Source organism: Mesorhizobium sp. B4-1-4 (genome assembly GCF_006439395.2).
GTDB lineage: Bacteria > Pseudomonadota > Alphaproteobacteria > Rhizobiales > Rhizobiaceae > Mesorhizobium.
Genome location: NZ_CP083950.1, coordinates 1860293 through 1881806, shown reverse-complemented (window position 1 = coordinate 1881806; position 21514 = coordinate 1860293). Strand labels below are relative to the sequence as shown.

18 protein-coding genes and 1 pseudogene are annotated in these 21514 nt (G+C 61.6%); 8 read left to right on the top strand and 11 right to left on the bottom strand.

The window, feature by feature from the left end; translation table 11 throughout:
* Positions 1 to 62: 62 nt before the first annotated feature.
* The gene (gene rimO, locus FJW03_RS09050; RefSeq protein WP_140760282.1) at positions 63 to 1376 is read left to right on the top strand and encodes a 30S ribosomal protein S12 methylthiotransferase RimO; all 1314 of its coding nucleotides are present in this window, start codon (positions 63 to 65) and stop codon (positions 1374 to 1376) included.
* Here rimO and FJW03_RS09045 read toward each other — a convergent pair.
* Together FJW03_RS09045 and FJW03_RS09040 are read right to left on the bottom strand one after the other, a co-directional pair.
* Positions 1373 to 1492: pseudogene (locus FJW03_RS09045) on the bottom strand (IS5/IS1182 family transposase); the annotation flags it as partial. The gene rimO and the pseudogene FJW03_RS09045 sit on opposite strands and share 4 nt — an antisense overlap.
* A 129-nt stretch (positions 1493 to 1621) precedes the next feature.
* On the bottom strand, positions 1622 to 1942 hold the full coding sequence (locus FJW03_RS09040) for a YdhR family protein (RefSeq protein ID WP_226890620.1): 321 nt from the start codon (positions 1940 to 1942) through the stop codon (positions 1622 to 1624).
* Positions 1943 to 2160: 218 nt separating this feature from the next.
* Between FJW03_RS09040 and FJW03_RS09035 the strand changes: the two genes are divergently transcribed.
* Positions 2161 to 3114 carry a LysR family transcriptional regulator gene (locus tag FJW03_RS09035; protein WP_140760280.1) on the top strand — a complete coding sequence of 318 codons (954 nt, stop codon included), beginning with the start codon at positions 2161 to 2163 and terminating at the stop codon, positions 3112 to 3114.
* 530 nt (positions 3115 to 3644) lie between these two features.
* Here FJW03_RS09035 and FJW03_RS09030 read toward each other — a convergent pair.
* The 8 genes from FJW03_RS09030 to FJW03_RS08995 all read right to left on the bottom strand — a co-directional run bounded on the left by FJW03_RS09030 (position 3645) and on the right by FJW03_RS08995 (position 11985).
* On the bottom strand, positions 3645 to 4712 hold the full coding sequence (locus FJW03_RS09030; protein ID WP_140606908.1) for a BMP family ABC transporter substrate-binding protein: 1068 nt from the start codon (positions 4710 to 4712) through the stop codon (positions 3645 to 3647).
* Positions 4713 to 4764: 52 nt separating this feature from the next.
* Positions 4765 to 5685 (bottom strand): ABC transporter permease, encoded by a 921-nt coding sequence (locus FJW03_RS09025; protein ID WP_140760279.1) that lies wholly within the window; start codon positions 5683 to 5685, stop codon positions 4765 to 4767.
* Positions 5685 to 6815 (bottom strand): ABC transporter permease, encoded by a 1131-nt coding sequence (locus tag FJW03_RS09020; protein WP_140760276.1) that lies wholly within the window; start codon positions 6813 to 6815, stop codon positions 5685 to 5687. Before FJW03_RS09020 ends, FJW03_RS09025 begins: the two co-directional genes overlap by 1 nt.
* Positions 6812 to 8377 carry an ABC transporter ATP-binding protein gene (locus FJW03_RS09015; protein WP_140606911.1) on the bottom strand — a complete coding sequence of 522 codons (1566 nt, stop codon included), beginning with the start codon at positions 8375 to 8377 and terminating at the stop codon, positions 6812 to 6814. The genes FJW03_RS09020 and FJW03_RS09015 overlap by 4 nt, the downstream gene beginning before the upstream one ends.
* A gap of 228 nt (positions 8378 to 8605) precedes the next feature.
* Positions 8606 to 9583, bottom strand: coding sequence for a quinone oxidoreductase family protein (locus tag FJW03_RS09010; RefSeq protein ID WP_140760274.1), 978 nt, complete (start codon positions 9581 to 9583; stop codon positions 8606 to 8608).
* Between the two features lie 28 nt (positions 9584 to 9611).
* Complete coding sequence (pcsA, locus tag FJW03_RS09005; RefSeq protein WP_140606913.1) at positions 9612 to 10430, bottom strand: phosphatidylcholine synthase; 819 nt, start codon at positions 10428 to 10430, stop codon at positions 9612 to 9614.
* On the bottom strand, positions 10427 to 11041 hold the full coding sequence (locus FJW03_RS09000) for a DUF1326 domain-containing protein (protein ID WP_140760272.1): 615 nt from the start codon (positions 11039 to 11041) through the stop codon (positions 10427 to 10429). Before FJW03_RS09000 ends, pcsA begins: the two co-directional genes overlap by 4 nt.
* A 14-nt stretch (positions 11042 to 11055) precedes the next feature.
* The gene (locus tag FJW03_RS08995) at positions 11056 to 11985 is read right to left on the bottom strand and encodes a DUF2182 domain-containing protein (protein ID WP_140760270.1); all 930 of its coding nucleotides are present in this window, start codon (positions 11983 to 11985) and stop codon (positions 11056 to 11058) included.
* A 72-nt stretch (positions 11986 to 12057) separates the two neighbouring features.
* Between FJW03_RS08995 and FJW03_RS08990 the strand changes: the two genes are divergently transcribed.
* Together FJW03_RS08990 and hspQ are read left to right on the top strand one after the other, a co-directional pair.
* Positions 12058 to 13269 (top strand): UbiH/UbiF family hydroxylase, encoded by a 1212-nt coding sequence (locus tag FJW03_RS08990; protein ID WP_140760383.1) that lies wholly within the window; start codon positions 12058 to 12060, stop codon positions 13267 to 13269.
* Between the two features lie 173 nt (positions 13270 to 13442).
* Complete coding sequence (gene hspQ / locus FJW03_RS08985; RefSeq protein WP_140607079.1) at positions 13443 to 13766, top strand: heat shock protein HspQ; 324 nt, start codon at positions 13443 to 13445, stop codon at positions 13764 to 13766.
* A gap of 90 nt (positions 13767 to 13856) precedes the next feature.
* Here hspQ and FJW03_RS08980 read toward each other — a convergent pair whose 3' ends face one another.
* A complete protein-coding gene (locus tag FJW03_RS08980) occupies positions 13857 to 14486 on the bottom strand; it encodes an invasion associated locus B family protein (RefSeq protein ID WP_140606916.1) in 630 nt (209 codons plus the stop codon).
* A 233-nt stretch (positions 14487 to 14719) separates the two neighbouring features.
* Between FJW03_RS08980 and FJW03_RS08975 the strand changes: the two genes are divergently transcribed.
* From FJW03_RS08975 to mgtE, 4 genes are all read left to right on the top strand, one after another.
* Entirely contained in the window at positions 14720 to 16540 is a 1821-nt protein-coding gene (locus FJW03_RS08975; RefSeq protein ID WP_140760268.1) for an extracellular solute-binding protein, read from the top strand.
* Between the two features lie 16 nt (positions 16541 to 16556).
* Entirely contained in the window at positions 16557 to 17237 is a 681-nt protein-coding gene (locus tag FJW03_RS08970) for a DsbA family oxidoreductase (RefSeq protein ID WP_140760266.1), read from the top strand.
* Between the two features lie 696 nt (positions 17238 to 17933).
* Positions 17934 to 19826 carry an ABC transporter ATP-binding protein/permease gene (locus tag FJW03_RS08965; RefSeq protein ID WP_181173112.1) on the top strand — a complete coding sequence of 631 codons (1893 nt, stop codon included), beginning with the start codon at positions 17934 to 17936 and terminating at the stop codon, positions 19824 to 19826.
* Positions 19827 to 20098: 272 nt separating this feature from the next.
* Positions 20099 to 21463 carry a magnesium transporter gene (mgtE, locus tag FJW03_RS08960; protein ID WP_140760261.1) on the top strand — a complete coding sequence of 455 codons (1365 nt, stop codon included), beginning with the start codon at positions 20099 to 20101 and terminating at the stop codon, positions 21461 to 21463.
* Positions 21464 to 21514: the final 51 nt, after the last annotated feature.

The window sequence follows — 21514 nt, the reverse complement described above, 5'->3', positions numbered from 1 at the left end:
TCATATGTCGAGATGTCGGGCCGGATCAGCGTTTCCGGTCCGCATCCATTGGAACCTTGCCCATGTCCGCCCCGCGCGTCAGCTTCGTCAGTCTTGGATGTCCCAAAGCCCTTGTGGATTCCGAGCGCATCATCACGCGCCTGCGCGCCGAGGGCTATGAGATCGCGCGCAAGCATGACGGCGCCGATCTCGTTGTCGTCAACACCTGCGGCTTCCTCGATTCCGCCCGCGATGAATCGCTCAATGCCATCGGCTCCGCCCTGTCGGAGAATGGCCGGGTCATCGTCACCGGCTGCCTTGGCGCCGAGCCCGACGTGATCCGCGAAAAGCACCCCAACGTGCTGGCGATCACCGGGCCGCAGGCCTATGAAAGTGTGATGGCCGCCGTGCATGAGGCGGCCCCTCCTTCGCATGATCCCTATATCGACCTGCTGCCGCCGCAGGGCGTCAAGCTGACGCCGCGCCACTATGCCTATCTCAAGATCTCGGAAGGCTGCAACAACCGCTGCACCTTCTGCATCATCCCGGCGCTGCGCGGCGATCTCGTCTCGCGGCCGGCCGCCGACGTTCTGCGCGAAGCCGAGAAACTGGCCAAGGCCGGCGTCAAGGAACTCCTCGTCATCTCGCAGGACACCAGCGCCTACGGCATCGACATCAAGTACCAGACGTCCATGTTCGGCGACCGCGAGGTGCGGGCGAAATTCCTCGATCTATCGCAGGAATTGGGCAAGCTCGGCATCTGGGTGCGCATGCACTATGTCTACCCGTATCCGCACGTCGCCGATGTCATCCCGCTGATGGCTGAAGGAAAAATCCTTCCCTATCTGGACATTCCGTTCCAGCACGCCTCGCCGCGGGTGCTGAAGAACATGCGCCGGCCTGCACATGGCGAAAAGACGCTCGAGCGTATTCGCGGCTGGCGCGACGTGTGCCCGGATCTCGCCATCCGCTCGACCTTCATCGTCGGATTCCCCGGCGAGACGGACGATGATTTCGAGATGCTGCTCGATTGGCTGGACGAAGCCAGGATCGATCGCGCCGGCTGCTTCAAATACGAGCCGGTGCGCGGCGCCCGCTCCAACGATCTCGGCCTCGAACAGGTGCCGCAGGAGATCAAGGAAGCGCGCTGGCACCGCTTCATGCAGCGCCAGCAGAAGATTTCGGCGACGCAACTCGCCAAGAAGGTCGGCAAGCGCCTGCCGGTGTTGATCGACGAGGCGCACGGCACCTCGGCCAAGGGCCGCACCAAATACGACGCGCCCGAGATCGACGGCTCGGTCCATATCCAGTCGCGCCGCCCGCTGCGCGCCGGCGACATCGTCACCGTCAAGATCGATCGCGCCGACGCTTACGATCTCTACGGCTCAGCAGTCTAGGCCGTGGACTCATCATTAACGCGCAGCCACAGCCGTATTGACGCGAGTTGGACGAATGCGAGGTAATTGGGCGCGAGCTGGTCGTAGCGGGCCGCTACACGCCGACGGTGTCTGATCACGTGCACGTGGCCGAGCGGCTTGCCTGGTTCGAAACCGCAGACGCCCTGCCGCGCTGTAACCGCAGCAGGGCGGTGGGCCGCCAGTACGGCACGGCCCGCGCCAATCCTGACGACTTCTTTCGCCGGCTACGCCGCTTTGCTGGCCGGCGCCGCGTTGTCGACGATCACCGGCGTGTCGAACCAGGTGATCTCAGGCGCGCCGCCAAAGACCTTCGTAACGTGCTCGCGCCACTCTGTGCTGTAGGCGGCCTCGGCCGCGGCACGCGATTCCCAGAGATAGACGCCACCGGCCGTGCGCCCATCCTCCGCCCGCAGGTAATATTTCCGGATCAATCCCGGCAAACTGCGGTACTTCGGGGCGCTCGACTCGAAATGACGCGTCGCCTCCTCGAGGCTGATCGGCTGTGGCAGCCGGAATTGCACCACTGTGGTGATTGTATTGCGCACGACGTTTCTCCTCTCTGATCGGGTCATGCGACCCGGCATTCATCTTGACCGTAAGGCGCCCGGACACGGCATAGCCAGCGTGAGAGACTTGGCATCTGCCTATTTTTGTCCCATCATCGCCTCCCGGAGGAACGTTACGTTAGCGGCAGCAAAGCCTGGGCTGAATTCGCGAAATCTCGACGCGCCTTGTGCAAATTTGCACAGGACAGGGGCTCGCCATGCAGTGGGATGATTTGAGGATATTCCTTGCTGTCGCGCGTGATGGATCGATCAGCGGCGCGGCAAAACGGATCAACGTGCAGCATTCGACGGTCTCGCGCCGTATCAAGGTGCTAGAACAAAAGCTCGGCACGCGCCTGATCGAGCGCAAGGCGTCGGGCTACGAACTCACCAGCGCCGGCGAGGAACTCAAGCTCGCTGCCAGCAAGATGGAAGTCGAGGTGCTGGAGATCGAAGGCGCGCTCGGCGGCGAAGAAGATCGTCCAACCGGCGTACTGCGCGTCGCTGCGATCAACAACATGGCCTCGTCGGTGCTGATGCCGATATTCGCGCGCTTCAGCGCAAAATATCCAGAGATCGAGCTGCACATACAGGTCTCGAACAAGTATGTCAGCCTGGCCAAGCGCCAGGCCGATGTTGCGATCCGCCAGACCAACACGCCGCACGAGACACTGGTCGGCACGTTGCTCAGTAAGGTCGCCTCTGCCGTCTATGGCGAGCGCAACTATGTGGCCTCATTGCGCTCCGGTGCGACGCCGAAATGGCTGGGCGTGGAATGCTGCGCCTCCCACCAGTCGTGGACAAATGCCGCGTGCCCCAACCGCGACCACAGCTTTTTTGTCGACGATACTTTGTTGACCCTCGCGGCGTTGCGCGAGGGAATGGGCCTCGCCTATCTGCCGTGCTTCATGGGCGACAATGACGCCCGACTGCTCCGTTATCTCGCCCCGGAGCCGCATCATGATGTCGGCCTCTGGCTGCTCTACCATCCCAATCTCCGACGCACCAAGCGTGTGCGGCTGTTTCGCGAACACATGCTGGCGGAAATCGTGGGCCAGCGGGAGCTGTTCGACGGTTCGAAGCCGCGACGTGACGACCGGAACAATTTCGACACCATGCCGTCGCCGCAACCGAAACGCCACGAACGACAGGCTGCACCCAGCGTGAAATAGAGTTTGGCCTCCGTTGCCGTTGTGGCGCAACATGTCGCCTTCTGGCCCCTTCTCGGGCCTCCAAGGGCGCCGCAGTCACCATGTCCGCGTTCACGCTGCTTCCGGTGTACAAGCGGATATCGAAGCGTGATCGTTCCGAACGCCCCGTTATGAGTACATGACCCAGAGCGGTTCGTTGAGCCGCTCCAGGTCGTCGTTTTTGCGCAATTCCGGACGGAAAACCGCTACGCACTTTTCCTGGAATTGCTGGATTTATCCCATTTGGCGATAGTTGCGGCCATTTACCCTGTTTGGCTGCCACCTGCTTTATGGTTTGCGGATCGTAAACGCAGAGGCTTGGCATGGACGCCAGACCTGCCAGGCAGAACTACTTTGCAACGCTGGACCTGCTGAGGTTGGCTGCTGCAGTCGCCGTCGTGCTGTATCACTACTGCTTTCGTGGCCCAGCGGCCGGGGCCCCGCCGCAACGCATCCCGCCGAATAAAAAGGGCGCCCTGCGGCGCCCTTCCCCAATTTGAGGTCGCCGTCGCTTACTGCGGCAGCTTGTCGTCGACGCCCTTCACATAGAAGTTCATGCCGAGCAGCGTGCCGTCGTCGGCAACCTCGCCGTCCTTCAGCCATGGCGAGCCGTCCTGCTTGGCAATCGGCCCGGTAAAGGGGTTCCAGCCGCCGGCAATCTTCTTCTCGGTCGCCTCGGCCATCGCCTTCACGTCGTCGGGCATGTTGGTGTAGGGCGCGAGCTTGACAGCGCCATCCTTGATGCCGAGCCAGACATTGTCGGGCTTCCAGGTGCCGTCCATGGCGGCCTTCACCCGGCTGATGTAGTACGGACCCCATTCGTCGGTCAGCGAGGTCAGCTGCGCGTGCGGCGCGAACTTGATCATGTCGGATGACTGGCCAAAGCCGTGCAGCTTGCGCTCCTCGGCCACCTGCAGCGCCGCGGTCGAATCGGTGTGCTGGACGATGATATCGGCGCCCTGGTCGAACAACGCCTTGGCCGCGTCGGCTTCCTTGCCGGGATCGAACCACGAATTGACCCAGACGATCTTGGCCTTGAAGTTCGGGTTGATCGACTGCGCGCCGAGCATGAAGGAGTTGATGCCCATGACCACTTCCGGGATCGGGAAGGACACGATGTAGCCGGCCACGCCGGACTTCGATTCCTTGGCCGCGATCTGGCCGAGCACGTAGCGGCCTTCATAGAAACGCGCATTGTAGATGCCGAGATTGTCACCGGTCTTGTAACCGGTGGCGTGCTCGAACATCACCTTCGGAAACTTCTTGGCGACCTTCACTTCGGCGTCCATGAAGCCGAACGACGTGCCGAAGATGATCTTGCAGCCTTCGCGCGCCAGGCGCTCGAAAGCACGGTCGGCATCGGGGCCTTCGGAGACGTTCTCCAGATAGGCGGTTTCGACCTTGTCGCCGAGCGCCTTCTCGACCTCGAGCCGGCCCTGGTCGTGCTGGTAGGAATAGCCGAAATCGCCGATCGGGCCGGTGTAGACCCAGCAGGCTTTGAACTTGTCGGCAGCCTCTGCGGACGCAGCCAGCGAAAGTGCCGCTGTCGTGGTCATCAGGGCAATAAGCAGTTTTTTCATCGTGTTACCTCTCTGAGTTTAAGCCTTGGAGCTTCCCGTCTTTTTATTGTTGTCAACGATCCGGAACGAATGGCTGCCCCAGGGATGCCGGCGTGTTCATCATCGTCAGACGCTTGTTGCGCGAGATTAGAACGAGAACCACGACGGTTGCCAGATAGGGCAGAGAAGAAAGCATCTGCGAGGGCACAGGAATGCCAAAAGCCTGTGCATGAAGCTGGCCGATCCACACCGCGCCGAAGATGTAGGCGCCGGCCAGCACCCGCCATGGCCGCCATGACGCGAACACCACCAGCGCCAGCGCGATCCAGCCACGGCCCGCGGACATGTTCTCGACCCACTGCGGCGTATAGACCAGTGACAGATGGCCGCCGGCAAGGCCGGCGCAGGCGCCGCCAAAGATGACCGAGAGATAGCGGTAGCGGATGACCTTGATGCCGAGCGCATGCGCCGAGGCATGACTGTCGCCGATCGAGCGCAACGTGAGCCCGGTGCGCGTCTTGAACAGGAACCACATCACCGCCGCCGTCAGCGCGATCGAAATGTAGAACACCGGATCCTGGCCGAACAGCAGCTTGCCGATGATCGGGACCGAGCTCAGTCCGGGAATGTCGAGATTGGGCAGCCTGACACCGGGCTGGCCGACGAAGCTCGTTCCGATCATGCCGGAGAGGCCGAGGCCGAGCAATGTCAGCGACAGGCCGGTGGCAACCTGATTGGTGGCCAGCGACAGCGTCATGACCGCAAACAGCAGAGAGAACAGAGCTCCCATGGCGATGGCCGCCAGAAGGCCGATCCAGGGCGAGCCAGTCAGATAACCGGCCCCGAAGCCGGCGACCGCGCCCATGATCATCATGCCTTCGACGCCGAGATTGAGCACGCCGGAGCGTTCGACCACCAGTTCGCCGATCGCCGCGATGAGAAGCGGCGTCGCCGCCGTGGCGATGGTCAGGAGGATGTTGACGGTGATGTCCATCAGCGGGCTTCCTTCAGCTTCGGCGCGGCTTCCAGCTTCGCTGCGCCATCCGGTTTCGTCAGCGCCAGGCCGATCAGCCGGATGCGGTAGTGAATGAGCGTGTCGCAGCCGAGCACGAAGAACAAAAGCATGCCCTGGAACACTCTCGCCACCTTGTCGGAAATGCCAAGCGCGCTTTGCACCGCCTCGCCGCCGAGATAGGTTAGCGCGAGCACTAGGCCGGCTGCGATGATGCCGAGCGGATTGAGGCGGCCGAGGAATGCCACGATGATGGCCGTGAAGCCATAGCCGGGCGAGATCACCGGCTGTAATTGCCCGATGGCGCCGGAGACTTCCGAGATGCCGGCAAGACCGGCCAGCGCGCCAGACAGCAGGAAGGCGAAGAACACCATGCGGTTGAGGCCGAAACCGGCGAAGCGCCCTGCCCTTGGGCTGGAACCCAGCACGCGGACCTGGAAGCCCTTGAGCATGCGGCCCATCAGGATCCAGATCAGCACTGCGGCAACGAGTGCGAAGACGAAGCCCCAATTGGCGCGCCCGGCATCCGGCATCAGCTGCGGCAAGGTGGCCGCATCGCCGAATTGGATTGTCTGCGGGAAGCCGTGGCCTTGCGGATCGCGCCATGGACCGCGCACCAGCCAGTCGAGGAAGAGCTGGGCGACGTAGACCAGCATCAGGCTGGTCAGGATCTCGTTGGTATTGAACCGGGTCTTCAGCAAGGCCGGGATCGCCGCATAGGCCGCGCCACCGACCATGCCGAGCAGAAGCATCAGCGGCAGCACCAGTGGGCCTTCGAATTGTGGAAACAGCACCGGAATGATGGAGCCGAAGATGGCGCCGAAAATGAACTGGCCTTCGGCGCCGATATTCCAGATGTTGGCCTTGTAGCAGACAGACAGGCCGACCGCGATCAGGATCAGTGGCGCCGCCTTGATCGCCAGTTCGTGCAGTTGCCAGACTTGGCTGATCGGCTCGATGAAGTAGATCCGGAACGCCGTCAGCGGATTGACCCCGAGCAGCGCGAACATAATGGCGCCGGCGATGATCGTCAGCGCGAAGGCGATGAACGGTGACAGTATCGAAAACAGCGCGGAGCGCTGCGGGCGTTTGACGAGTTCGAGGCGCATCATGCCGTCTCCAGCGTATGTTCGGCGTGGCCGGGCTCGGCGCCACCCATCAGCAGACCGACCTTCTCGAAGGTTGCTTCGGCGATCGGCATCGGCTTGGAAAGCTCGCCATTGTGCATGACCGCGATCGCGTCGGATATTTCGAACAGTTCGTCGAGATCCTGGCTGATAACCAGCACCGCCGATCCGCCGCGCGAAAGCTCGATCAGCGCCTGCCGGATATGGGCGGCGGCACCGGCGTCGACGCCCCAAGTCGGCTGGTTCACCACCATCACGCTTGGCCGGCGATCGAGTTCGCGGCCGACGATGAATTTCTGCAGATTGCCGCCCGAAAGCGCTGCAGCTTCGGGATCCGGCGCGCTCTTGCGCACATCCATTGCCTCGATGATGCGTTGGGAGGCGGCGTAGACGGCCCCGCTCTTGACCATCCCGCCAGTGCCGACAAAGGCCTTGCCGTCGGTGGCATGGCGCGACAGCAGCAGGTTTTCGGAGAGCTTCATGCGTGGTGCCGCGCCATGACCGAGACGCTCCTCAGGCACGAAGGCTGCCCCTAGCAGACGCCGTCCGGTGATGGTGAGGCCACCGGCATCCTTGCCGCGGATGCGCACCGAGGCGGCATCCTGCTGCAAGACTTCGCCGGAGACGGATTCGAAGAATTCGCCCTGGCCATTGCCGGCGACACCGGCGATACCGATGACCTCGCCGGCACGGACATTGAGGCTGATGGTCTTGAGCGGAATGGAGAACGGCGTTGCGGGCTTGCGGCTGAGGCTGCGGATTTCGAGCAGTGGCTGCGCGGTTTCGATCCCCTCTACCGGCGCCCTCACCACGGCCTGCACCTCGTTGCCGACCATCATGCGGGCGAGCGAAGCGGCAGTCTCTTGGCGCGGGTTGCAGTGACCGACCACCTTGCCATGCCGCAAGACGGTGGCGCGGTCGCAGATGCGTTTGACCTCCTCCAGCCGGTGTGAAATGTAGAGGATCGATTTGCCTTCCGCGCGCAGCCGCTCCAGCGTCTCGAACAGCTTGTCCGCTTCCTGCGGCGTCAGCACCGAGGTCGGCTCGTCCAGGATGATGAGCTGAGGCGTCTGCAGCAGGCAGCGGATGATCTCGATGCGCTGGCGCTCGCCGACTGACAGGTCGCCGACCAGCGATTCCGGATCGAGCGGCAGGCCATAGCTGTAGGAAAGCGCCCTTGCCTTCGCCGCGATGCTGCTGATCGGCGAGCCGTCATCCAGCGACAGCGCGATGTTCTCGGCCGCGGTCAGCGCCTCGAACAACGAAAAATGCTGGAACACCATACCGATGCCGAGTTTTTTCGCGGCGCCGGGGCTGGTGATCCGCACCGCCTGGCCGTTCCAGAAAATCTCGCCGGAATTCGGCTCCAGCGAGCCGAACAGCATCTTGACCAGCGTCGATTTGCCGGCGCCGTTCTCACCGAGCAGCGCGTGGATCTCACCTTTGGCAATGTTGAGGTCGACATGATCGCACGCGGTCAGCGTGCCGAATATCTTGGTCAGGCCACGAACCTCAAGCAGGTTCGCCCCATCATGATTTGCACTCACAAGTGCCTCCCATCCGGATTGCCGGATATGTTCTGTGTTCCCGCAAGCATCGTATGCGTGGCCAGCTCTTGTGCGAAAGCAGCACCCGACTTGAAAGAGCTTCAAGAATTTCAGCGGAAACTCAAGGGTAAAGATCAGCCTTCCTTGCCTCAGCATGCAGCAGGCCGGCTTTTCGTGCAAACGGTGCCCGCGACCGCGGCAATACGATGAAAACCAAGGCAGCCCCCCTCAGGGAACCAGGATGGTCGTCCCCGTCGTCCGGCGGCCTTCAAGATCCGAATGCGCCTTGCTCGCGTCCTTCAGCGCATAGCGCTGGTTGATCTTGATCTGGACAGCGCCGCTGAGCACCACCTCGAACAGCGCGGCCGCCGAGCCGTCGAGGTCCTCGCGTTTTGCGTTGTACACGAAAAGCGTTGGCCTGGTGGCAAACAAGGAGCCTTTCTGCGCCAGCAACGACATCGAGAACGGCGGGATCGGCCCCGAGGATTGGCCGAAGCTGACGAACATGCCGAGCGGCTTCAGACAGTCGAGCGAGGCCGGAAATGTGTCGTTGCCCACCGAATCGTAGACGACATCGCATTTCCTGCCGCCGGTGATGGCCGCGACGCCGGCGACGAAATCCTGCTCCTTGTAGTTGATGACATGGTCGAAGCCGTGCGCCTTGGCGAGTTCAATCTTGTCGCTCGAGCTTGCCGTGCCGATGACGGTTGCGCCCAGATGTTTCGCCCATTGGCCGAGGATCAACCCGACGCCGCCGGCAGCGGCATGAAACAGGATGGTATCGCCGGCCTTGACCTTGAAGGTCCGCCGCAGGAGATACTCGGCGGTCATGCCTTTCAGCATCATCGCGGCGGCCTGTTCGTCGCTGATGCCGTCCGGAACCTTGACGACCCGGCTGGCGTCGATGACGCGTTCTTGCGCGTAGGCGCCCGTCGTTACGGCATAGGCGATCCGGTCCCCCGGCTTCAGCCAGTCGACGTCCTGCCCGACCTCCAGCACCAGGCCGGCGGCCTCGCTGCCCGGAATGAGCGGAAACCCGCCGGGCGGCGGGTAAAGGCCCGAGCGATGATAGACGTCGATGAAGTTGAGGCCGATTGCCGTGTGCCTGACCAGGATCTGCCCCGCTCCCGGCCGGCCGGGATCGGCGTCCTCATAGGTCAGAACCTCCGGGCCGCCATGGGCGTGGATGCGGATCGCTTTGGACATGGATTGAGCTTCCTCTGGGAGCGGCCGATCAGGTCTTCTTGGCACCGAGGTTTGGAAAGAACTGCATGATGCCACCGATGCAGGCCAGATAAAGCCCGGTAACGGTGATGCCGATCTTGGTGAAAGTGCTGACCTGTTCGCCGAGCACGCCGATCTGGTCGTAGAAGGCTGCGAGAGCCGCCTGTGCAAGGGCAAGCGCGCCGAAGGCGCACCACAAAAGGGTGATGGTGAGATTGATGCGGCGCAGCCGCACCACCCGCACCGGATGAATGAAGTTGATCGGGATGAACGTCAGGATGCCGGCCACCACCACCACGGCGAACGAAACCCATTGTCCCGGCTCGATGACGAACAGCGTGAACACCACCATGTTCCAGACGACGGGGAATCCCTTGAAGAAATTCTCCTTCGTCTTCATGCCGGTGTCGGCATAGTAGATCGCGCTGGAGACGACGATGATCGCCGCCGACAGAAACGACAGGCCCTCGCCCATGAAGCCGCGCTGGTAGAGCGCGAAGGCCGGGATCAGCACGTAGGTCACGTAGTCGATGATGTTGTCGAGGAGTTCGCCCGACCATGTCGGCAGGATTTCCTTGACCTCGAGTCTTCGGGCGATCGGCCCGTCGATACCGTCGACGAACAGCGCCAGACCAAGCCACCAGAACATTGCCGTCCAGCGCTCCTCGCTCGCCGCCACCAGCGACAGGAACGCAAGGAACGAGCCTGACGCCGTCAGCAGATGGACGGAGAACGCCCTCGCCTGCGGCCAGGTGACTTTCTTTTTGGGTCGCGGAATCCGGTCCGCGATCTTCTTAGCGGCTTTCCTGGCCGTTGTGTTCTTGCTCACGGGCCCCGCCAGTCCAGCTTGCAGATTTCGGCCGAGCGGCCTGCAAAATTCCAGTTGCGGCCGAAGGCCCGCATCTTGCTCTTGTCGGACCTGGCCACGATGATCTCCGGCGCGATCCAGTATTCCGAATTGCTGATCACCGTATCCTTCTCGCGATCCTTGCCCGGAATTGGCGTGACCGCCCCGTCTATGATCTTCGGTATCTGGAAGATACGCGTCTTGTCCCGCGTCTCATAGGTGATCGGCACCTGTTCGACACCCAGGAATTTTCCGACGAGGATCGACAGCAGCGATGTGGTCCCGCCCGCCGTGCCGGTGAAGATCTTCGTCAATGCCTTGACCGCGTAGATCGAGGCGCGTTTGTCGATGAACAGGCCCGCGGTCCAGTTGCCGCGGCTCATGTAACCGGGGATTTCCATGATCAGTCCAAGGTTGAGGCCGGAAAGATCGACCTCGCCGAAATGTCCGGAATCGATACGGAAACCAGCCCAGGTCTGGCAATAGCCCTCGGTCGGAGGGTGACTCCCAAGCGACAGCACGCAAGGGCAGAAAACCGTGCAATTGCAGGAGAGTACGAGCTCTCCTTTCATCGCCCAGCCCTGATCTGTCATCGAATTTCCCCCAGTCACAGCGAGATTACTAGCAGCGCGGCTGCCCAGACAAGCAGTATCGCACCGGCCAGCCGGGTTGGAAGACTGCCCGTCGTTTGTTTTTCAATCAGGGTGAACAGGCCGATTAGCGCCATCCAGAAGACGTTCATCACGCCCACGGCGAACATCACCAGCATCAGCGCCCAGCAGCAGCCGAGGCACCAGAAGCCTTGGGCGATGCCCAGCCTGAAGACGCGGCCCGCTTTGGAACTCCAGTTCGAAAACAGGATCGAGAACGGGTTGCGGCACTTCTTCAGACAGGCCTCCTTGAGGCCGCTGAACTGGTAAAGACCGGCAATCAGCAATGCGATTGCGCCGGCAACGCCAAGCAGCGGCTCGAACAGTTCGCCGGATGCGGCGAATGTATGCACCGCGAGCGTGAGTGCCGCGAACAGCATCGAGGCGGCGAACCAGACGCCGAGATAACCGGCGACCAGCACCAGCGGATGAACGACCGGCTCGCCCTTGATCCGGGCTGTATCGGCGATCTCGCAATAGGTGCGGATCATCGGGGCAGCGGAGGGCAGCATCGCGGCGATCGCCATCAGGAACCACATGAGGATGAGTGCCGCGGCACGCGGACCGATGCTTCCATCCAGCGGCGCCGGAGACAGGCAGAGTGCGAACAACCGTTCGAGAAAATCGGGTAATGGCAGTTGCGGCAGGCCACGCAGGAGAGCATCGCCCGGCGCGCCGCCCCGAGCCTCGGCGCCGCGGATCGCCATCGCGGCCAGCGACAGCCAGGCGAGCAGAATGCTGGCACCGACAACGATGTTGACCGTCAGGCGCGGCTTGCGCGCGACATTCGCCATGGCGCGGCCGGCGCGGTCGAGATGGCTGAAATCGTGCTGGTGGCCGGTCATGACAACCGAATGGGCCGAATCGCCGCGTTGATCAAGCCGCATGATCTGACCTATATGCTCCTCCACTGGCAGGTCTGGTTGGGCCGCCTCGCACAGCAAGCCGGAAAGCCGATCTTGGAGCATCAGGAAACAGCGCGCATACTGATTGCCGGCACCGGGCCGGCGGGGCTGATCGCGGCGCTCGCTTTCGCCGGTGCCGGCTTCCCGGTGACGCTTGTCGGGCCAGAGGTTTCAGCCCCCGATGGCCGCACCACGGCGCTGATGAACCCTGCCCTGAAGGTACTGGAGCGACTTGATGTCCTCGAAGCGATCAAGTCCAAAGCCGCACCCTTGAAAGTGATGCGCATCGTCGATGCGACCAGCCGGCTGATCCGCAGCCCCGTCGTCACCTTCCGCGCCAGCGAGATCAACGAGGAGCAGTTCGGCCTGAACCTGCCCAACAGCGTCTTTGCTCCGGCGCTTGCTAGCAAGGTGGCCAATCATTCCGGGATCGAATGGCTGAGGTCCATGGTCAAGACCTGGCATCTTGGTACCGGCAAGGCCCATGCCGAACTGGCGGATGGCAGCGAGGTTGACGCATCGCTGGCAGTCGCGGCCGATGGACGCCAGTCGCCGGCTCGCGAAGCGGCAGGCATTTCGACCGCCGCGCGCTCCTACCCGCAAGCAGCGCTGGTGCTCAATTTTGGCCACAGCCGCGACCATGCCTTCGCTTCGACGGAGTTCCATACCGAGACCGGTCCGTTCACGCAGGTTCCGTTGCCCGGCAACCGCTCAAGCCTCGTCTGGGTGGTGAAGCCCGAGACCGCCAAGGACCTTGCCGCATTGGATGATGCAGCGCTCTCCTTGCGGGTCGAGCAGCGGATGCAGTCGATGCTGGGTCGGGTGACGGTGGAGCCGGGCCGGCAGATTTATCCGCTTTCAACCGTGACCCCTCTGCGCTTCGCGCGACAGCGTGTGGCGCTTGTCGGCGAGGCCGCCCACGTATTCCCGCCGATCGGTGCGCAAGGTCTCAACCTTGGCATCAGGGATATCGACGATCTGGTTGGAATTGCGAACGAAAATCGCCGAGATCCAGGTGCGGCCCGGGCCCTTGCCGCCTACGATTTCAAACGCCGCCCCGATATTCTGGCACGCAGCAGCGCCGTCAATCTGCTCAACATGTCGCTGCTCTCCGACATGCTGCCCGCGCAGATGGCACGTGGCGCCGGTCTCGGCGTGCTTGGCGGGTTTGCGCCGCTCCGCGCGTTTTTCATGCGCGAAGGGCTTCGTCCCGGCAGCGGCTTCGCGGCGCTTGCGGGCGGCCTGCGAAAGCCAATGCGCCGGTAGCAATTTTGCGGACATCCCTGCGACCCACGACGCCGGAGCGCGTCGAGATTGATCACGTCGATCAAAACCTTTGCGCCGCGATCCGCGTAGATTAAGGACGCTCAAACGCTCCCGGGATTGAATTGAGTCGGAGTCTACGCCAAATAAAGTCAAGGAATTCAGCGGTGAGTACGATGAAAACGGCCAAATTCGCAATCGGACAGGTGGTTCGCCACCGCCTGTTTCCGTTTCGAGGCATCATTTTCGACGTCGACCCGCAATTCGCCAACACCGAGGAATGGTACGAGGCGATCCCCGCCGATGTGCGGCCGCGCAAGGACCAGCCATTCTATCACCTGCTCGCCGAGAATTCGGAAACCGAATATGTCGCCTATGTATCCGAGCAGAACCTGCTCGAGGATCAGTCCGGGGAGCCGGTCCGCCACCCGCAGATCAAGGAGATGTTCGACAAGAAGCCCGACGGGCGATACGAGCCGAAACGCCAGTCGCGGCACTGATCCGCCGGCAAATCCAGGGAAGGCCGGGAACGAAAAAAGCGGGGCATGACCCCGCTTTTTTTTGACCCGGGAATGACCCGATGCCGGTGATCAGTTGGCGGTCTTCGCCTTGTCCTGCTCGTCCTTGAGCTTCTTGGCGAAGTCCTGGTTGTTCTTGGCCACGAAGTCCTGAAGTTTCTTCTGCCGGTCTTCGATATCAGACTGCTGCAGCGGCGGGCCGTCATAAGCGCCGCTGAAACCCTGCAGCGCGATCTTGATCGGGTTCGGCTGGTTCTGGAAATTGACGGAGGTCAGCGTAATCGCCTGGCCCTTCTTGAAGGCTCCGACGAGCTGGTCGGTCAGCGGTACTTCCGCAACGCAACGATCCGGGAAGCAGATGACATAGTCGAGCTTCTGCGCCTTGCCGGTGTCGATCTGCAGGCCGATGCCGGGAGGCACCAGACGGCCGGTCGGGACCGTCACCTGAAACACCTTACGGTTCACTTTTCCCTTCAGCTCGATCAAGCTCACACCAGTGACGAGCTGGCCATTGCCGGCGGTGACGATGTTCTGGACGTTGCAGATGTCGACGTCTTCCTGCTTGGTGCAGGCCTTGAACCAGCCCTGCGGGATTTGCGGCTGCTGCTGTGCGGAGGCAGAGGGAAGTCCTGCGCCCAGAAAGCCGGCCACGCCCGCGGCCATGACCGAAAGGCGGTACGCATTGCTGTTCAGGCTCGTCATGTCGTGCACTTCCTCTCAAATGATCCTGGGACCGGCTTCTTCGTGCCGCGTGGTCCAGCTACCTGTTGCCGAAATGAGGCAACAGAATGACTTCGGACGGCGTGTTACACTGCAAGCGGTGCTGAATCCAGCCCGCCCACTTGTAATTCTTGATGACACCATTGGCCGGCACACGGTTGCCCCATGCTAGGGTGCGCACCGAATCATCGAGCCGATCTGTTAAGGAGACGGTCATGAGCCGCGTTCTCGTTTGGCTGATCACCGCGACATCATTTCTCGCCCTGTCACTGGCGCCGGCGCAGTCGGAGCCGAAATACGCTATTGCGATGCAGGGGGAGCCGGCTCTGCCGCCTGACTACACGCATTTCAGCTACGTCAATCCGGACGCGCCAAAGGGCGGCAGCATCACCTATTGCAGGGTCGGAAGCTTCGACAACCTCAATCCTTTTATCCTCAAGAGCCTGCGCACAACTGCCCGGGGCATGATTGACCAGGACTACGGCAACCTCGTCTTCGAGCCATTGATGCAGCGCAATTACGATGAGGCGTTCAGCCTTTATGGCCTGCTTGCCGACAGCGCGGACATGGACCCTGAGCGCAAGAGCATCGAATTCCATCTAAATCCGAAAGCCAAGTGGTCGGACGGCGAGCCGGTGACGCCGGAGGATGTGTTGTTCACTTACGATGTCTTCGCTGAGAAGGGGCGTCCACCCTATAGTGATCGCATGAGCATGATCGCTAGGCTCGAGAAGACTGGCGATCACAGTGTGCGCTTCACCTTCAACGACAAGGCTAACCGGGAATTTCCGCTAATCATCGCGCTGACGCCGATCATCCCGAAACATGCCTTCGACAAGGAGACTTTCGACAAGACGACGCTAAAGCCGTTGATCGGCAGCGGACCCTACACGGTCGACAAGGTACAGCCCGGCCAGCGCATCGTCTTCAAGCGCAACCCGGACTATTGGGGCAAGGACCTTCCATCCAAGCGCGGCTTCGACAATTACGATCAGATCACCATCGAATATTTTCTCAACGCCAATGCCAAAATTGAAGCTTTCAAAAAGGGCCTGTGCGCCATCGATGACGAAGGTGATCCGGTCAAACGCGAGCGCGACATCGATTTTCCGGCATTCCATAAGGGCGAGGTAATCGCCGAAACCTTCGACATCGGAATTCCGCCTGTCGTGACAGGTTTCCTGTTCAACACGCGGTTGCAGAAATTCTCGAACCCCGTGGTGCGGCGCGCGCTTGGGATGCTTTACGATTTCGAATGGGCCAATAAGAACCTTTATGGAGGCAGGTATAGCCGCACCATGAGTTTTTGGCAGAACTCCGAACTTTCCGCACTTGGCCATCCGGCTGACGATCGGGAGAAAGCGCTGCTGGCACCCTACCCCGGCCGTGTGCCGGCCGATGTGATGGACGGTACCTGGCGGCCCCCGGTTACCGACGGTACCGGCAATGATCGCAAGGTGCTGAAAGTCGCCTTCGAAATGTTGAAAGATGCCGGCTGCAAAGTGCAGGACGGAGTGATGCTCGATCCAGAGGGAAAACCCTTCGGTTTCGAAATCCTGACCGCCTCACAAGACGAAGAGCGCCTTGCCGCCATCTATCAGCGCACGCTGGAGAAGATCGGCATCAACGTCAGCATTCGCAGCCTCGACGGCGACCAGATCCAATCGCGCAAGCAACGTTTCGATTTCGAGGTGCTGGTGGGGGCAAGTGGTTCGTCCAACTCGCTCTCGCCCGGTAGCGAGCAAATCGGACGCTGGGCATCTACGGAGGCTAAACGTGAGGGCTCCTTCAATCTCGCCGGTGTTGCTGATCCTGCCGTCGATATGGCGATCGACGCCATGCTGCGCGCCCGCTCGAAGGAGGATTATGTCGCGGCCGTCCGGGTTCTCGACCGGCTGCTGATCTCCGGCAACTACATCGTGCCAATGCAGTACAACACACAGCAGTGGCTTGCTTACTGGAATTATCTGGAACATCCGCGGAAGACGCCCATATTCGGTTATCAGCTGCCAAGCTGGTGGCGCAAACCGAACTGAAAATCCGGAGATCGAGATGAGCCAAGCGAACGCCATAACCGTCGATGTGGTCTCCGACGTCGTCTGCCCCTGGTGCTTCATCGGCCAGAAGCGGCTGGACAGGGCGGTCGCCGCGGCTGGCGATGTGGACGTGCATATACGCTGGCGGCCATTCCAGCTCGATCCGACCATTCCGCCGCAAGGCAAGGACCGCCGGGAGTATATGCTGGCCAAATTCGGCAGCGACGAGCGCATTCGCGAGATTCATGGCCGTATCGAACCGCTCGGCGAAGCAGAAGGCATTTCCTTTGCTTTCGATGCCATCAAGGTGGCGCCAAACACACTGGATGCGCACCGCCTGATCCGCTGGGCTGGCGCTGCCGGCGAAGCGGTACAGAACAGGCTGGTGCGTCGCCTCTTCCAGTTGAATTTCGAGGAAGGCGTCAACATCGGCGACCATGCCGTGTTGATCGAAGCCGCCTGCGAAGCCGGCATGGACGCGTCCGTGGTGGCTACACTCTTGCCGACCGACGCAGATGTCGAAGCTGTGCGCACCGAGATCGCCACAGCCTCGCGCATGGGCATAACGGGCGTGCCCTGTTTCCTGCTCGAAGGCAAATATGCCGTTATGGGCGCACAGGACGTCGACACCCTGGCTGATGCCATTCGCCAGGTCGCGGCGGCCAAGGCGCGCGGCGAGTTGGACGCAGTCGGCTGACGCCCTCCGGGCCAGGTTTTCACCCTCAAGCAAAGGACGGCCCATAGGGATCGGACAGCAGGCAATGCCTCGCACGGCGACTTGGCGAGTCGTCGGCATCTACCCGTTCGGCGACGGATTTCCGGCCCAATGGCGGTAACTTCAACATCCTCGATTCCGGCGCCATGGTCAGGCATGTGGTTCAAGGCGCGGTGAGGTGATCCACAAGCATGGCGCTCCGCCAACACGGTCGCGCGCCATTTCTCGGCTGCCGGCAAGGATGATGCCGGCAAGGAACCAGCCATTAAGGACGGCTGTTTCGGAAATTCTGGTGGGCCCGCAATGAAAAATCGGCTGGTCGGGCAAGCAAATGAGTCACGAATTCGTGTGAATGCCTTCCCCAAGGGAAAGTAGGCGCGCCCTGCCGTGTAATTTCACAACTAGCTGATATCATTATATTAAACAGCCTTTTTGTCAGCTTCGGCGCGACATTTGGAAGGGCGGCGCTGTTGCATTGCCGACACGCCCGGAACTTCAATCCCGCTACCCCTCTACAAAAATTAATAGAAAATGATCAATTGGTGTTACCATCCGTAACAAAACAAAAAAGGTTTGGGCGGGATCGTGATTCGGATCGGAAGACGATCGCAAGAGTCAGTACCGGATGGACTACGCAGCGACGCCACGGGGCAGTCGCATTTGACGCCGGTATCCTCGATGCGCAGTTTCTGGGGGCTCATGCGAGCCTACTGGATTTCGGACCGGTGGAAGGAAGCCTGGACGCTGACGCTGGTGATAGCGCTGCTCACGGCTCTCTCCAGCAAGGCGGGGGTATGGTTCGCCGAAGCCTCCGGTGAACTGGTCAACTCGATCGCCTTCTTCCACGATGCCGCAAACACCACGCCGCTGCGGACGCTCTTGATCAATGCCGGCATTCTTGCCTTGCTGGTTGTGCTCAAGGATGCCGGCTTTACCGGGATCCGCAATCTTGTCTCGGTGACGCTGCACCGCAAATGGCGCGGTTGGCTCGACAGCCGCTTCAACGAGGCCCTGCTGGATGGCAACCACACCCATTTCCATGCCCAGCATGCTTCGCCAGGCGGCAGCACGCCCGCTCCCGACAACATTGACCAGCGCATCCAGGAATCGATCAAGGACATGACAGGCGGCGCCATCGGCCTCGCCATGGGCGTGCTCGGTGTCGCGACCTCACTCTATTTCGTCGGCCAGAAGCTGCTCGAAACTTCCGTCGAGGTGAAGGGGCTGGGGTTCCTAGGCAGTTATGGCAGCGCCGTCCTGGCCTTCCTGGCGGTCGCCACCTATGTGCCGCTGAACACATGGATCGCGGTCAAGCTCGGCGGCCTGCTCGAGCGCCTCAATGTCCGGATGCAGCAGGCCGAGGGCAGCTACCGCGGCGAACTGACCACCTTCCTGCGCCGCAGTTTCCACGTCGCGGCTTCCCATGGCGAAGGCGTGCAGAAGACCATGCATCGCCGGCTTTATGTCGATATCGACGGGACCTGGTCGCGGCTGAACGTCGTCAACACCGTCTATATGTCGTTCGAGCTGATCTACAATTTCATCGGCGCCCGCATCGTTGCCTATGGGCCCGGCCTCGTACCGTTCATCCACAATGGTCTTGATCTCAAGGGCTACATAACCGGCTCCGAACTGGTCAATTCGCTGATCGGCCAATGCTCGTGGTTCATCCATGTCATGCCGGCCATAGCCACGCTGCGCGCCAACAGCCAACGTGTGACGGAACTCGCCAATGCGATCGAGAATGTTCAGTACCCGCAGGAGTTCTACAGCCAGAGCGGCCGTTGCGACTTCCACTATGCCTCCCAGAATCCGGTCTTCGGCCTGACCATCCAGAAACTCGAACTGGCGCATCAGGGTGAGGACGCGACCCCGTTCCTCAGTGCTGCCAACCTGCGCTTCCGTCGCGGCGAGTGGACGTTCCTGAAAGGCGAATCCGGTTGCGGCAAGACCTCGCTGATCAAGGCGATCAATGGTCTGTGGCCCTATGGTCGCGGCACCATCGTCTTCCCCGAAGGGGTGAAGAGCTTCTATGCCGCCCAGGAGGTCAAGCTGCAGCAGGTCTCGCTGAAACAGCTCGTTTGCCTACCTGGCTCCGAACACGATCATGGCGATGCGCAAGCGGCCGCGGCGCTGCACAAGGCTGGCCTTGGCGACTTCATCGAGCATATGGCCAATGAAAGCCGTGAGGGCAAAAGCTGGGATCAGGTGCTATCGGGCGGCCAGAAGCAGAAACTGGTGGTGGCCCGCATCATACTGCAACAGCCAGGACTGCTGTTCCTCGATGAAGCGACCGGAGCGCTCGACCCGGATGGCAAGATTGCCTTCCACCAGGCTATCAAGGACAATTGCCCCGACGTGACCGTGATCAGCGTCATGCACGAAGCCGTGGCGCCGAGATCTGTCGCCGGCACCGAGTTCTACCACAGCATGGTCTTGATCGCAGACGGCGTCGCCACCAAGAAGCCTCTGACTCCGGCGCTGCCGGTCGAACTCACCACAATTCTGGTTCAGCCACAGCCGGTCGAGGACAAATGGCTGCGCTTCTCGCGCCGGCTCAAGCAGAAATAACGATGAGTTCACCGCGACTTGCCGGACAATACGGCAGTCGGCGATCACAGTCTCGCGATGGGGGGCCATCAGGCACCGTTTTCCTTCCTCACCGCGATTGACTCGGCAAGGCGCGCTCCTATGTTGCGCCGGCTTGCTGATAGTCAAATCCGAACCCGCAAGCGGAAAGGTCACCGCGCCATGCCTGGCGACAGTATTAGTCGAACGCAACCGCCGTCCGCCCAGACGTGACCTGAATGGTTCATGTCCTGCCGGACGGCAAGGAGTGAGCCATGAACGATTTTTCTCCCGTAGCGGACGACGAGGCCGTCGCCATCGCCCGCATCCTTGCAAACGACCACGTCGCCGACGTCGTCGAGGCGCTCAACCATGAACCGCGCGAAACGGCGACGGATCTGCTTTGCGCCGTGCCTTTCGAGCGGCTGGTCGAAATATTCGATCAGCCTGAGCTCGAAGGCGCGCCCGAACTCGTGGAGGCCTTGCCCCGCCCCAAGGCAAGCAAGCTGCTCACCGCCATGTCGGTCGACCGGGCTGCCGACATCCTGCGCGAGCTCGACGAACCGGCTCGCTCCGAGCTGCTCGGTGCGCTGGCGCCGCCCCTGCGCGCGACCCTTCTTTCCATTCTGGGCTATCCCGAAGGCAGCGCCGCATCGATCATGACGACCGAATTCGTCAGCGTTCCCTCGGATTGGACCGTTGGGCGCACGCTCGATTACATCCGCAAGGTCGAGCGGACGCGCGAGACCGTCTACGCGATCTACATCGTCGATCCGGAAACGCATCTCCTGGTGCGGTCGACCGGTTTGCGCCGGCTCATCACCGGTGAGCCGGACGACTCCATCATGTCCGTGGCGCCGGACCGCGTGCCGGTGACGGTCACCCCGCTGACCGATCGTGAAAATCTGGCGCAGACGATCTCGAAATACGATTTGCTCGCGGTCCCCGTCGTCGATCATGGCAAGATCCTCGGCATCGTCACGATCGACGACATCATCGACACGATGATCGAAGAGACGACGGAGGACGTGCATCGCTTCGGCGGCATGGAAGCACTTGACGAGCCCTACATGAAGATGAGCTTCCTCGCCATGATCCAGAAGCGCGGCGGCTGGCTCTGCGCCTTGTTCATCAGCGAGATGCTGACGGCCAACGCCATGCAAAGCTATGAGGGAGAGCTGGAAAAGGCGATCGTGCTGACGCTGTTCATTCCGCTGATCATGAGCTCCGGCGGCAATTCCGGCTCGCAGGCGACCTCGCTGGTCATCCGCGCGCTGGCGCTGCGTGAGATCGGGCTGCGCGACTGGTGGCGCGTCGCCTTGCGCGAACTGCCGACCGGACTGGTGCTCGGCTCGATGCTGGGGGTGGTCGGCATCTGCCGTATCGCACTCTGGCAGTATATGGGTTTTTACGATTACGGCCCGCATTGGCCGCTGATTGCAGCGACGGTCGGGGCGGCACTGGTCGGTATCGTCGCCTTTGGCTCCCTGTCTGGGTCGATGCTGCCGTTCGCCCTGAAGAGGATCGGCTTCGACCCCGCCAGCGCATCGGCCCCGTTCGTCGCCACGCTGGTCGATGTCACCGGGCTGGTGATCTATTTCTCGGTGGCGCTGGTCATCTTGCGCGGCACGCTGCTGTAGCACGACAACTGTCTCCGCCGCCGGCAAGGCTGGCGGCGCGGCTGAAGAGAG